The organism is Micromonospora sp. NPDC048999 (assembly GCF_040649295.1).
GTDB lineage: Bacteria > Actinomycetota > Actinomycetes > Mycobacteriales > Micromonosporaceae > Micromonospora.
Genome location: NZ_JBEZFI010000005.1, coordinates 44,222 through 57,355 on the forward strand (window position 1 = coordinate 44,222; position 13,134 = coordinate 57,355).

Sequence of the window (13,134 nt, forward strand, 5' to 3'; positions counted from 1 at the left end):
ATTGCCCGTCTCCGTTCCCACCAACCACGCCGACGATCGACCATGGCGCACGCGGTAGCGTCTTCGCGTGACCGCCGACCAGAACCTCGACTCGGGCCTGCCGATCCGTCTACTGCACGACCGCGTGCTGGTGCGGACGGAGAACGGCGAGGGTGAACGCCGGTCCACCGCCGGCATCGTGATCCCGGCCACCGCTGCCGTGGGCAAGCGGCTGGCCTGGGCGACCGCGGTGGGGGTGGGCCCGAACGTACGCTCCATCGTCTCCGGGGACCGGGTGCTCTTCGACCCCGACGACCGCTCGGAGGTCGAGCTGCACGGCCGGGCGTACGTGCTGCTGCGCGAGCGCGACGTACACGCGGTCGCCGCCGAGCGGGTGGAGAAGGAGCCCACCGGCTCGACCGGCCTCTACCTCTAGATTCGGCCCGACCCACCCCCGGCCGCCGTTTGCGTCACTGCCCGGCGGGAAAACCCAGGCACCTCAGCGCCCTGGGGAGGGACCATGCCGATTGTGCTCAAAAAGCTACTGGCCTGGGGACTCGTCGCGTTCCTGATCTACTTCGTGGCCTTCCGTCCGGACGGCGCCGCCCAACTGGTCCGGACGATCGGGGCGGGCCTGATGGCCATCGCCCAGGGCATCAGCGACTTCCTCAGCACCATGATGACCTGACCGCCCGGCGGGCCCGTTTCGGGCGCCGGGTGGCGGATCAGGCACCGGGTGGCGGATCAGACGCCGGGCGGCCAAGGCGCCCCGGGTCCCGAGCCGTACCAGCCGGGCGGACCGTAGGCGGCCGGGTATGCCGGGGGCGGCGGCGGGGCGAGCACCACCGGGATCGGCACGACCGGCTCGTCCGGGGCCTCCACCGCCCGCCGCGAGCCGTCCGGGAAGCGCAGGTGGTAGCGCTCCCCGTCCCAGACTCCGACCGGCGCCTGCGGATCCCGGCCCACGAAGAACGCCCGGTACGCAGCGATCGAGTCCAGCAGCTCGCGTTCCTCCCGCGCCGTTCGCTCCCGATCGGCCGGTTTCCGGTCCAGCCCCCGGCGCATCCCGTCGCGCAGCAGCGCCAGCCGGGTCGCGGCGAACTGGTAGCCCCGCATCGCGTGCGCCCCGCCGTCGCCGGCCACCCGCCGGGCCCAGGTACGCGCGGCGTGCCGCCGGCCGAGACTGCCCAGGGCCGCCACCTCCGGCGGGGTGAGCCAGCCGGCCCGGACGTAGTCCGGCAGGGTGCGTTCGGTGAGCCGCCCCTCCCAGGCGCGCAACCAGACCGCCAGCCCCACCGTCGCGAAGAAGATCGGCACCATCACGCCGAGGTAGCCGTACAGGGCGATCACCGGCTGCCCGGTGCTGGCGACCAACGAGGGCAGCAGGTTCCAGGTGCCGTGCAGCATCATCGCCACCAGCAGGCCGGCGATCGGGGCGAGGACGCGGACCCGTCGGTCGGCGGTACGGGCGGCGACGCCCAGCCCCACCCCGGTCATCGAGGTGAACAGCGGGTGGGCGAAGCCGAAGAGCAGGATCCGGACGATGAAGATGGCGATCACCTGCTGGGTGCCGGTGGCCGGGCCGTACTCCTGGACGCCGGCGCGGTAGCCGTACCCGCCGAGGTAGAGGATGTTCTCCACCATGGCGAAGCCGATCGCGGAGAGTCCGCAGTAGACCAGCCCGTCGGTGATCCCGGAGAACTCCCGGCGCCGGAAGATCAGCAGCAGGATCGGGCCGGCCGCCTTGGTCAACTCCTCGATGAACGGGGCGACCAGCACGGCGGTCAGCGCCGCCGGCAGCCCCAACTGCTTGAGCAGGCCGACAGAGTTCTCGTTGACCACCAACGCGATCGACGTCGCGACGAACGCGCCCCAGACAAAGCAGAAGATCAGATACGGCATCGGCTCCGGTTCGTACCGGTCCAGCCAGAGGAAGCAGGCGACGAGCACCGGCACCGGCAGGATCGCCGCGATCACACCGACCAGCAGGGCCTGCGGGCCGAGCCCGGTGCCGAGCGTGTAGAGAATGAAGGTCGCGCCGGCGGCGATCACCAGCACCAGCCCGACGAGCGCCACGATCCGCCACCACTTCAACCGGCGCGACGGCCTCCCGGGGGTCGACGACCCCGGCGGCGGCAGCGGGGGCGCGGACGGCGGCGGCAGGGCTCCGCCGGGCGGGGTGTCGGCCATGCCGCCAGCGTAGTCACCCACGGCGCTGCCGTTCGGCCGCATCGCCCACCTGTGGGCGTGGGTCAGCCGACGGGCGGGGCGGTGGGTCGGGGTTCGGGCTGGCCGCCCGTGCGCCGCTCCCGTTCACCGAAGGACTGCCGGATCAGCCGGTTCGCCTCCTCCTGATCGATGCCGGAGGCCACCAGCAGGTCGCTCGCCGCGGTGCGGACCTGCGCGATCACCACGCTGCCCGAGAAGCCGACCCCGTCGACGTACGCGCGGCCGGCCTCGCTGACCGCGCGCAGCGACCGCTCCCGGGCCTTCTCCGGCTCCTGCCCGGCGGCGAACTCGTGCCGGAGCAGGCGTACCGACTCGGCGAGGTGGGCGATCGCGTCGGGCATCGGCTCCGGGATGGGCTCCTCGTCCTCGATCAGGGTGACCGACCGACGGATGAGGGTGCCGCTGTTGCGCATCGCCCGGTCGATCGGCTCGGCCGCGTCGGCGTAGTGCGTCAGCTCGCCGCGCCGGTGCCAGCGGGCCGGCGAGATGGTGGCGGTCTCCTTGGCGCCCTCGATCGCCTCATCGAGCGCGGCCAGCTCCCCCTTGTTCTCCCGAAGCCGGAACAGCGCCCGCTGCGTGGCGTCCCGGTCCCGTCTGCGCAGCGCCTCCGCGCAGGCGTCCAGCTGATCGGCGAGCAGGTCCAACGCCGGCCGGGCGGCCCGGTTGATCACGCGTAACGGGTTCAGCGGCAGCAGGATCGAGGTGACCAGCAGCGCGATGCCGCCGCCGACGGCCGCGTCGATGAAGCGGGGAACCTCCAGGTTTTTCGTGGACGGGCTCAGTGTCACGATCAGCACGGCGGTGGCCGCCGCCTGGATCACCACGGACACGCTCGCGCCGGCGAAGATGCTCAGCACGATCGCCGCGGTCACCACCAGACCGAGCTGCCAGGCGCCGGTGCCGAGGACGTAGACCAGGCCGTCACCGAGCAGCACCCCGATGGCCACCCCGGCGATCAGCTCCACGGTCCGGCGGGTCCGCTGGCCGACGGAGGCGGCCAGGGTGCCCACCGCGGAGATCGGGGCGAACACCGGTTGCGGGTTGCCGAGCACCCGGTGGGAGAACAGGTAGGACAGGGCGGCGGCGAGACCCGCCTGGACCGCGAGACCGGTCACGGTACGCACCCGGTGCAGCCGGTCGTGCCAGGTGGCCTTGCCCCGGTTCCGGAGCTCGTCCATCGCCTCGCCGACCCGAGCCGCGTCGACGTCGACCAGCCCTTCCCGGATCGGGGCACGCCGCAGGAAAGACAGTCGTCGGTCCCGGGCCACGGCCATGGTCCGGGACTACCCGGCCCGCACCCGCTGAATCCTCCGGTGCGCCGTCAGGTCGTCGTGGTCCGGTCCGCCGCGAAGCCGCGGACGTCCGGGGCGCCCAGCCGGGCCGCGTCCGCGGCGATGTCGTCGGGCATCAGCTGCGACCGCCGCTCGGCCTCCACCCGCGCCCGGTAGTGGGCCACCTCGCGGGCCCGGATGGCCTCGTCCCAGCCGAGCACCGCGCCCATCAGCTCCGCGGCGTGCTCCGCCGATTCCAGGCCGCGGTGGCTGGTCTCGAAGGAGATCCGGGTACGCCGGGTAAGCACGTCCTCCAGGTGCAGCGCCCCCTCGGCGCGGGCCGCGTACGTCACCTCGGCGGCCAGGTATTCCGGGGCGCCGGCCAGCGGTGAGCCGAGCAGCGGATCGGCGTCGATCAGGGCGAGCAGGTCGCGGGTGAGGGTGCCGTACCGCTCCAGCAGGTGCTCGACGACCCCGACCGGCAGCCCGTGCCGGCGGGCCAGGTCGGCCCGGTCCCGCCACATCGCCGCGTACCCGTCGGCGCCCAGCAGCGGCAGGTCGGCGGTGCGCGACCGGCGTGCCCCGCCCAGCCGGTGCCCGGCCCGGTCGACCACATCCGAGGCCATCACCCGATACGTCGTGTACTTGCCGCCGGCGACGAGGAGCAGGCCGAGCATCGGCTCGACGACGGCGTGCTCCCGGGACAGCTTCGAGGTGGAATCCGCCTCGCCGGCCAGCAGCGGGCGCAGCCCGGCGTACACGCCCTCGATGTCGTCGGTGGTCAGCGGCCGGTCCAGCACCGTGTTGACCTGCTCCAGCAGGTAGTCGATGTCGCGGGCGGTGGCCGCCGGGTGCGACCGGTCCAACTGCCAGTCGGTGTCGGTGGTGCCGATGATCCAGTGACCGCCCCACGGGATCACGAAGAGCACGCTGCGGGCGGTACGCAGGATCAGCCCGGTCTCGCCGGTGATCGCCGAGCGGGGCACCACCAGGTGCACGCCCTTGGACGCCCGGACCCGCAGCCCGGGGCGCAGCCCGACGTCGTTGAGCATCCGCGACATGTCGTCGCTCCACACGCCGGTCGCGGCGATCACCGTACGGGCGTGCACCTCGAACTCGGCGTCCGGCGAGCCGGCGGGCGCCTCCAGGTCGCGGACCCGGACCCCGGTGACCTCGCGGGCCTGCCGGATCAGGCCGACCGCCCGGGCGCTGGTGACCACGGTCGCCCCGAGGCTGGCCGCCGTCCGGGCCAGCGTCACCACCAGACGCGCGTCGTCGACCTGCCCGTCGTAGTAGCGGATCGCCCCGGCGAGCCGGTCGGCCCGCAGGCTCGGGAAGGCCCGGCGAGTGCCCTCGCGGGTCAGGTGCCGGTGCAGCGGCATGCCCCGCCCGCCGCCGAACACTCCGGCGAACGCGTCGTAGGCGGCCACACCGGCGCCGTAGTAGGACCGGCGGAACACCCGCCCCGGCAGGTCGCGCAGCCCACCCTCGGCGGGCAGCGGGACCAGGAACGGCACCGGGCGCACAAGGTGCGGGGCGAGCCGGGTGGCGAGCAGCCCGCGCTCGGTGAGCGCCTCGTGGACCAGGTGGAACTCCAACTGCTCGAGGTAGCGCAGGCCACCGTGGATGAGCTTGCTGGACCGGCTGGAGGTGCCTGCGGCGAAGTCCCGCGCCTCCACCAGGGCCACCTTGAGCCCCCGGGACGCGGCGTCGAGGGCGGCACCGGCCCCGGTCACCCCACCGCCGATGACCAGCACGTCGAACCGCTCGGCGCGGAGTCGGCGCAGGTCGTCGGCGCGGCGCTCGACGGAGAGCTGACCGGCCGCGGATCGGGACACGTTGGGGTCGCGCACCCGTCCACCGTAGCCGCCCCACCCCCCAGGCGACATGTGCCGACAAGCCGTACGGTGAGGGGTCATGGAGATACCGCCCGCCGCGACGCCGGTACCCGCCCGCCGCGAGCCCGGGCCGTGGCCGGTGGTCGCGGCGGTGCTCGTCGGCGGCTGGGCCGTCCTGGTGACCGTGTCGAGCCAGGTCGTCGGCTGGGCGGTCGATCAGTTGGTGCTGGTCGAAGGCCTGCACCGAGCGGTGTGGATGTGGCCGGTGGTCGCGCTGGCCACCGTGCTGCTGGTAGGCGCGCCCAGCCTCGGGCTCGCGCTGCTGCCCCGCGCTCCGGCGGTCCGGGCGACCGGCCGCGCCTGGCTGGGCGCGACGCTCGTGCTGGGCGCGCTGACCCTGCTGCGCACGGTGCCGCCCGTGCACAAGGAGGCCTACCTGGCGGCACTGGCCGCCACCGCCGCCGCGCTCACGCTGCTCGTCGGTCGGTTGTCGCGCCCTCGCCGGGACGCCGAGACGCCCGCAACTTCGGGGGAGTTGCTGCCTCGGGAAGCCGACAGGCAGCAAGTTCCCCGAAGTTCTGCAGATCTTGGCAGGCCCCGCCTGGGCCCGGTGGCCCTGCTTGCGATCGCCGCCGGGTTGGCGTCGCTGGTGCCCTGGGCGTGGGTGGGCGCGCTCGGTGGGGCGCTGGAGACGCTGCTCGCCGGCCTCGCCGCCGCCGCGCTCGGCGCCCTCGCCGGGGCGCTGCTCGACGCCCCGTTCTGGGCCCGGTTCGCGGTCGGCGCGCCACCCCGACCAGCCCGGCTGGTACTGGTCGGCGGGCTGGTCGCCGGGGTCACCCTGGTGCCGCTGGCCGGCGCGGCCGGGCAGTCCGGGGCGCAGTTGCCGGCCCTGGTGCTGCTGCCGCCGCTCGGTTTCGTGCTGGGCGCGCTGGAGGCCGCGGCCCGCCGCTCCGGCCGGTCGGCGGGTCGCGCCCCGGCCCGCTGGCTGGTCGGGCTCGCGCTGGCCGGGCCGCTCGCCTTCGCCGACCCGGAGGAGATCACCGTTCTGCTGACGGGCAGTCGCGACGTCCCCTACTGGGTCGCCGTGGGGTCCGGCGCCGCGTTCGCCGTCGCGGTGCTGCTCGCCATCGCGTACGGCGTCCTGCTCGCCCGGCCACGCGCGGGCTCGCCCCGGCGCGGGGCGGCCGGCCTGACCGCCGCGGCCCTGCTCGCCGCCGTGGCCGTGGTGTACGTCGTCCCCGGCCACCCCGGCCTGTACGGGGAACGGCTGCTGGTGGTGCTGCGCGAGCAGGCCGACCTGACCGGGCTCCCGACCGGCGCGGCGGGGCGCGAAGGGCGGAACGTCCGCGCCGCGGAGGTCTATCGGCGGCTGGTGGCCACCGCCGACCGTACCCAGGGCGACCTGCGCCGGAAGCTGACCCGGCTGCACCTGCACCCGACGCCGTACTACCTGGTCAACGCCATCGAGACGGACGGCGGCCCGGGGGTCCGCGCCTGGCTCTCCGCCCGGCCGGAGGTGGCCCGGGTGCTGATCAGCCAGCGGCTGCGCCCGCTTCCGGCGATGGCGCCCCCGGCCCGGGGCAGCCAGCCGGCGCCCACCGGTCCGGTCTGGAACGTGTCGTTGATCGGCGCGGACCGGGTCTGGTCGGAGCTGGGCGTGACCGGCTCGGGGATCGTGGTCGGCACGTCGGACTCCGGGGTGGACGGCCGGCACCCGGCGCTGGCCGCCGGCTTCCGGGGCGGCGACGACTCCTGGTATGACCCGTGGGAGCACCGGCGCACGCCCGGCGACCGGGACGGTCACGGCACCCACACGATCGGCAGCGCGGTGGGCCGGAACGGGATCGGCGTGGCTCCCGGCGCGCAGTGGGTGGGCTGCGTCAATCTGGACCGCAACCTGGGCAGCCCCGCCCACTACCTCGACTGTCTCCAGTTCATGCTGGCCCCGTTCCCGGCCGGCGGGAACCCGTTCACCGATGGCCGGCCGGACCGCGCGCCCGACGTGCTGACCAACTCGTGGGGCTGCCCGCCGATCGAGGGCTGCGACCCGGGGGCGTTGCGACCGGCAACCGCGGCGCTCGCCGCCGCCGGCATCCTGCTGGTGGTCGCCGCCGGCAACAGCGGCCCGCACTGCGGCTCGGTCACCGACCCGCCGGCCCCGTACGCCGACGTGCTGACGGTCGGGGCGGTCGACCGGGCGCGCCAACTCACCGGCTTCTCCAGCCGGGGCCCGGCCGCCGGTGGTCTCGCCAAGCCGGACCTGGTCGCGCCCGGGGCCGGGGTGCTGTCGGCGTTCCCTGGGGGCGGCTACGCCACCCTTGACGGCACCTCGATGGCGACCCCGCAGGTGGCGGGGGTGGTGGCGCTGATGTGGTCGGCGAACCCGGCGCTCATCGGCGACCTGGCCCGCACCCGGCAGATCATCCTCGACACCGCCACCTCCGCCGGCACACCCCCCGGCACCGAGCAATGCGGTGGCACCCAAAACCTGACCGGTGCCGGCCTGGTCGACGCCGACGCCGCCGTCCGCGCCGCGATGAAAGCAGGGGCCCCTTCGTAGCGCCTCCGGCCCCTGTTGACACCCCCGACCGGTCAGGCGGTGCCGGACGGGCGCGGGATGGCCTAGGGTCGGCCACCATGGACGTCGAGATCATCGAGCTGGGCCAGGACCGCCTGCCGGCGGTCGTCGACCTCTGCCGGCGGGCCCTCGACCTGCCCGAGGACGCGGCCGAGGCTCCGGCCATCGTGGACGCCCTCGCCGCTCGGGCGCCCGCCGGCCGCCCGGTGCTGCGGCTCGGGGCGGTACGCGGCGCCGAGCTGATCGGCGTACTCATCGGCTCGGTGTCGCAGCGGGATTCGCGCCTCGGCCACGTCGACCTGCTGGCGGTGGCACCGGAGGTGCGCCGCCAGGGCGTCGGGCGGGCCCTGCTGGCCGAGGCGGAGCGGCCCCTGGCCGGGCTCGGCGCGGCCGAACTGCTGCTCGCCGGAAACCCGCCGTACTACGCCTGGCCGGGCATCGACGTGCGGTACACCCCGGCGGTCTGTGCCGCGCTGCGGCTCGGCTACCGGCAGGACCGTACGGCGTGGAACATGACGGCGGACCTAGCGGCGGGGTCGGCGGCGTTGCGCCCGACGGACGCTGCCGAGCGCCGGCTGGCCGACGGGGGCGTGACGGTGCGCCGGGCCGAGTCGGCCGACCTGCCGGCGCTGGCCGCCTTCGCCCGCGCCACCTTCGGCGGGGCCTGGGACGCCGAACTGGCCGGCTCGCTGGGCCGACCGGACGCGGGTGCGCACCTGGCCGAGCGGGACGGCGAGATCCTGGGCTTCGCCGCGTACGGCTCGTCCCGGCCGGGCTGGTTCGGGCCGATGGGCACGGCTCCGGCGGCCGAGGGCTCGGGCATCGGCGGGGTGCTGCTGCGGCGCTGCCTGCGCGACCAGGCGGCGACCGGCCTCGGGTCGGCGCAGATCGGCTGGGTGGGCCCGGTGCCGTTCTACGCGAACGCGGCGGGAGCGTGCATCGAGCGGGTGTTTTTCCTGTACCGCAAGGCGTTGACCGGACAGGAATGACTAAAAGAGCGAAAGGTGCATAGACACCTATAATGCCATTCCGGCCCGCCGGTCATTGACCGCCGCCTACGGTCATGCGTAGAGGAGGCAGGCCATGACGACGGATGACGAATTGACCGGCGACCCGCCGGCGAGCTGGCGCCCGATCGGTGAGCTCCCCGGCCAACTGCCGTTCGACCGGCTCGACTACGGCGACGCCGAGCAGTTGGCGGAGATGGCCCGCGTCGACGAGCCCACCGCCGAGGAACCGCTGCAACTGGTGGACGAGCCGATCCGCATCGCGCCCCCCTACGACCGGACCCACAAGCGGCGCAACCAACGGCCGCTGCCGACGTGAGCAGACGAAGAGGGGCGGACCGCTGACGCGGCCCGCCCCTCTCGGTGGAGCTGGACTCAGAAGTCCATGTCCCCGCCACCCGGGCCAGCCGGGGCGGCCGGGGTCTTCTCCGGCTTGTCCGCCACAACGGCCTCGGTGGTGAGGAACAGCGCGGCGATCGACGACGCGTTCTGCAGCGCGGAACGGGTCACCTTGGCCGGGTCGATGATGCCCGACGCGAGCAGGTCCACGTACTCGCCGGTCGCGGCGTTGAGGCCGTGACCCGGCTCGATGTTGCGGACACGCTCGACGACGACGCCACCCTCCAGGCCGGCGTTGACGGCGATCTGCCGCAGCGGGGCGTCCAGCGCGATCTTGACGATCTGGGAGCCGGTCGCCTCGTCGCCGGTCAGGTCCAGCTTGTCGAAGGCGGTCTTGCCGGCCTGCACCAGCGCGACGCCACCACCCGGGACGATGCCCTCCTCGACGGCCGCCTTCGCGTTGCGGACGGCGTCCTCGATGCGGTGCTTACGCTCCTTCAGCTCGACCTCGGTGGCCGCGCCGACCTTGATCACCGCAACGCCGCCGGCCAGCTTGGCCAGCCGCTCCTGCAGCTTCTCGCGGTCGTAGTCGGAGTCGCTCTTCTCGATCTCGGCCCGGATCTGGTTGACCCGACCCTGGATCTGCTCGGCGTCGCCGGAGCCGTCGACGATGGTGGTCTCGTCCTTGGTCACCACGACCTTGCGGGCGCGGCCCAGCATGTCGAGGCCGACGGCGTCCAGCTTGAGGCCGACCTCCTCGCTGATGACCTGGCCACCGGTGAGGATGGCGATGTCGGCCAGCATGGCCTTGCGGCGGTCACCGAAGCCCGGCGCCTTGACGGCGACCGACTTGAAGGTGCCGCGGACCTTGTTGACCACGAGGGTGGCCAGGGCCTCGCCCTCGATGTCCTCGGCGATGATCAGCAGCGGCTTGCCCGACTGCATGACCTTCTCCAGGATCGGGAGCAGGTCCTTCACCGACGAGATCTTGCTGTTGACGATCAGGAGGTACGGGTCGTCGAAGACGGCCTCCATACGCTCCGGGTCGGTCATGAAGTAGGCGGAGATGTAGCCCTTGTCGAAGCGCATACCCTCGGTGAGCTCCAGCTCCAGGCCGAAGGTGTTGCTCTCCTCGACGGTGATGACGCCTTCCTTGCCGACCTTGTCCATCGCCTCGGCGATGATCTCGCCGACGCTGGTGTCACCAGCCGAGATGGAGGCGGTGGAGGCGATCTGCTCCTTGGTCTCCACGTCCTTGGCGAGCTTGAGCAGCTCCTCCGAGACGCTGGCCACGGCGGCCTCGATGCCCCGCTTCAGGGCCATCGGGTTGGCACCGGCGGCCACGTTGCGCAGGCCCTCACGGACCAGGGCCTGGGCCAGGACGGTCGCCGTCGTCGTGCCGTCGCCGGCCACGTCGTCGGTCTTCTTCGCGACCTCCTTGACCAGCTCGGCGCCGATCTTCTCGTACGGGTCCTCGAGCTCGATCTCCTTGGCGATGCTCACACCATCGTTGGTGATGGTGGGGGCACCCCACTTCTTCTCGAGCACGACGTTGCGGCCCTTGGGGCCGAGGGTCACCTTCACGGCGTCGGCGAGCTGGTTCATGCCCCGCTCGAGGCCACGGCGCGCCTCTTCGTCGAACGCGATCATCTTGGCCATACGGCGTTGTCCTCCTGGACACTCACGGGCCACCCGAGTCTGTGTCCCCGGATGGGCCGCCTGGTGTACGCACCTTGGGACGTCGCCACCTGGCGACGACGACGTCCGTCGGCCGGGCCGGATAGCCCGCGACGACCGGCCTCGTGCCACCCCGGCGCCTTCGAGACACCGGCGTGGCCGTGGCCCTACCGCCCCGACCATTGGCACTCAACGTATGCGAGTGCCAATGACTTGTTTAGCACTCTCCCTAGCCGAGTGCAAGCAGGACGCCTCCGCTCAGCCGAGTTCCGCGGCCAGTCGAGCGGTGTTCACCGGGCCTTCGTGGGCCCGCTGTTCGGCGTACGTGACCAGCAGCCCGACGAGTTGCGCCAGGTAGACGGGGGTGCCCAGCAGGACGGAGAGCACGGCGACCACGACGGCCACCGCCGCCGTGCCGGCCGAGCCCATCGGGTCGGTGCCGTACGCCAGTTGGCCGAACACCTCCACCACCGCGCTGAGCAGGCTGCCGACGACCAACACAGCGGCGACCAACGCGACCCGGCCCACCACCATCCCGAACCGCTGGTGGAACATCTGGAAGGAGCGGCCGACCGGGTTCTCCCGCTCGAACAGGTAGACCGGGCCGGCCAGGGCCAGGGCGAACGCCACGTAGATCCCGGGCAGCACACAGAAGCAGACGCCGACCGAGATCAACACGCCGGCGACGAGGATCCAGCCCCAGAGGCCGAGGGCGCGGCGCAGGCCGTACCGGAGGGCGGCGCCGACCCCGACGGCCTCGCCGGCCGCCTGACGGGTGACCACCCACGAGCCGGCCGCCCAGCCGATGGCCTGCACCCAGGCGAGGAGCAGGCTGGCCCCGAGGAACGCGCCGTAGAACGTGAAGGCGTCCGCGAAATATCCCGTCGGCAGGATCGGGGCGCCGTCCGGCCCGGTGGCGAGCTGTCCCGACGGGGCGAGGGCGAGCGAGAGGACCGAGGTCACCGCCGCCGGAAGCGCCTGGGTGAGCAGCATGATCGGCAGCAGTTGCCGCCAACTACGGCGCAGCGCCCCGGTGCAGCGGGAGAACCAACCGCCGACCCCCGCGTGCGGCGGCGTGACCAGTGGATCATTCGGGTCGACGCCGGGGCCGGAACCCGACGGCGGCTGGTCGAACATGAGCCCTCCTCAGCAGCGGTAGCTGGAACGGCTCACGATCTTCCCTGGTGCGCGCCCGAACCGCAGCCCCTGATCGGGGTGGACGGGCCGCCGGACGGGCAGCGACGGGATCAGGCGATGACCCGGACCCGCTCGGCCTGCGGGCCCTTCTGCCCCTGCGCGATCTCGAACTCGACCCGCTGGCCGTCGTCCAGCGCCTTGTAGCCGTCCATCTCGATCGCGGAGAAGTGGACGAAGACGTCCTGCCCGCCGTCGACGGCGATGAAGCCGTAGCCCTTTTCGGCGTTGAACCACTTGACGGTGCCCTGTGCCACGGTGCACTTCCTCACTCTGCGCGGCGTTCCCACAATCCGGAGACCGGCGGACCGGCACCGGCGAACCACCCGGTTCGGCGATCGTCAGTGGTCGCTGAATCGGTGACCAAAATCGCACGGTACACGAGGCGTGACGAGCGCGCACGACCACAAATCGGGCATAATCCGACCCGTATCCGACCCGGACAGTCGGGAATCCGCCGCTCTCCGGTATGCATGCCACATGACCAGCGCGCCGACCACGACCGCGACCGTCCGCCGGGTACGTCAGGAGGACGCCGCCCGAATGCGGGCGCTCCGGCTGGAGATGCTCGCCGACTCGCCGCTGGCGTTCCTGGAGACCGTGGCCGAGGCCGCTGCCCGGCCGCACGCCGCCTACGCGGCCCGGATCGCCTCAGTTGCCGACGGCCAAGAGACGGCCCAGTTCGTGGCCGATCCGGGCGGTCGCCTGGTCGGCCACGCCGGTGGCTCGGTCGCCCCGGGTGAGCCGGGGCTGACCGTGATCCACGCCGTCTACGTCACGCCGGCCCGGCGCGGCAGCGGCCTGCTCGGCGCGCTGCTGGACGAGGTGGCCGCCTGGTCCAGCGCCTGCGGCCGACCGGAGCTGATGCTGGAGGTGGTGGTCGGCAACGACCGCGCCTACCGGGCTTATCAGAAGCTGGGCTTCGTGGACACCGGGGTGCGCGTCCCGCACCCCAGGTTCCCCGCCCTGAGAGAGCTCCAGATGCGCCGGTCGGCCTGACCACCACCCGCCAGCAGCAGACC

At 73.3% G+C, this 13,134-nt stretch carries 12 protein-coding genes; 6 read left to right on the top strand and 6 right to left on the bottom strand.

What is annotated here, in order from left to right:
* Positions 1-67: 67 nt before the first annotated feature.
* Both AB0C02_RS09510 and AB0C02_RS09515 read left to right on the top strand, forming a co-directional pair.
* Positions 68-415: a co-chaperone GroES gene (locus AB0C02_RS09510; protein ID WP_357542978.1), complete on the top strand. Its 348-nt coding sequence runs from the start codon at positions 68-70 to the stop codon at positions 413-415.
* Positions 416-499: 84 nt separating this feature from the next.
* Positions 500-667, top strand: a complete 168-nt coding sequence (locus tag AB0C02_RS09515; protein WP_357542980.1) for a hypothetical protein — start codon at positions 500-502, stop codon at positions 665-667.
* Between the two features lie 56 nt (positions 668-723).
* Here the strand turns inward: AB0C02_RS09515 and AB0C02_RS09520 are convergent, their stop codons facing one another.
* Genes AB0C02_RS09520 through AB0C02_RS09530 form a run of 3 tightly spaced genes read right to left on the bottom strand, consistent with a single transcriptional unit; the run spans position 724 to position 5,317 of the window.
* Entirely contained in the window at positions 724-2,211 is a 1,488-nt protein-coding gene (locus AB0C02_RS09520; RefSeq protein WP_357542982.1) for a PrsW family intramembrane metalloprotease, read from the bottom strand.
* Between the two features lie 20 nt (positions 2,212-2,231).
* Positions 2,232-3,476 (bottom strand): FUSC family protein, encoded by a 1,245-nt coding sequence (locus tag AB0C02_RS09525; protein WP_357543339.1) that lies wholly within the window; start codon positions 3,474-3,476, stop codon positions 2,232-2,234.
* A 53-nt stretch (positions 3,477-3,529) separates the two neighbouring features.
* Positions 3,530-5,317: a glycerol-3-phosphate dehydrogenase/oxidase gene (locus AB0C02_RS09530; RefSeq protein ID WP_357543341.1), complete on the bottom strand. Its 1,788-nt coding sequence runs from the start codon at positions 5,315-5,317 to the stop codon at positions 3,530-3,532.
* Positions 5,318-5,396: 79 nt separating this feature from the next.
* Between AB0C02_RS09530 and AB0C02_RS09535 the strand changes: the two genes are divergently transcribed.
* From AB0C02_RS09535 to AB0C02_RS09545, 3 genes are all read left to right on the top strand, one after another.
* Positions 5,397-7,877 carry a S8 family serine peptidase gene (locus AB0C02_RS09535; RefSeq protein WP_357542984.1) on the top strand — a complete coding sequence of 827 codons (2,481 nt, stop codon included), beginning with the start codon at positions 5,397-5,399 and terminating at the stop codon, positions 7,875-7,877.
* Positions 7,878-7,954: 77 nt separating this feature from the next.
* Entirely contained in the window at positions 7,955-8,884 is a 930-nt protein-coding gene (locus AB0C02_RS09540) for a GNAT family N-acetyltransferase (protein ID WP_357542986.1), read from the top strand.
* A gap of 94 nt (positions 8,885-8,978) precedes the next feature.
* A complete protein-coding gene (locus AB0C02_RS09545) occupies positions 8,979-9,221 on the top strand; it encodes a hypothetical protein (protein ID WP_357542988.1) in 243 nt (80 codons plus the stop codon).
* A 56-nt stretch (positions 9,222-9,277) separates the two neighbouring features.
* On the opposite strand, the gene groL is transcribed toward AB0C02_RS09545, so the two are convergent.
* The 3 genes from groL to AB0C02_RS09560 form a co-directional block, all read right to left on the bottom strand.
* Complete coding sequence (gene groL / locus AB0C02_RS09550; RefSeq protein WP_357542990.1) at positions 9,278-10,900, bottom strand: chaperonin GroEL; 1,623 nt, start codon at positions 10,898-10,900, stop codon at positions 9,278-9,280.
* 276 nt (positions 10,901-11,176) lie between these two features.
* A complete protein-coding gene (locus AB0C02_RS09555; protein ID WP_357542992.1) occupies positions 11,177-12,055 on the bottom strand; it encodes a hypothetical protein in 879 nt (292 codons plus the stop codon).
* A 110-nt stretch (positions 12,056-12,165) separates the two neighbouring features.
* Complete coding sequence (locus AB0C02_RS09560; protein ID WP_013288855.1) at positions 12,166-12,369, bottom strand: cold-shock protein; 204 nt, start codon at positions 12,367-12,369, stop codon at positions 12,166-12,168.
* Between the two features lie 223 nt (positions 12,370-12,592).
* Here AB0C02_RS09560 and AB0C02_RS09565 point away from each other — a divergent pair, with 223 nt between their 5' ends.
* Positions 12,593-13,111, top strand: a complete 519-nt coding sequence (locus tag AB0C02_RS09565; RefSeq protein WP_357542994.1) for a GNAT family N-acetyltransferase — start codon at positions 12,593-12,595, stop codon at positions 13,109-13,111.
* Positions 13,112-13,134: the final 23 nt, after the last annotated feature.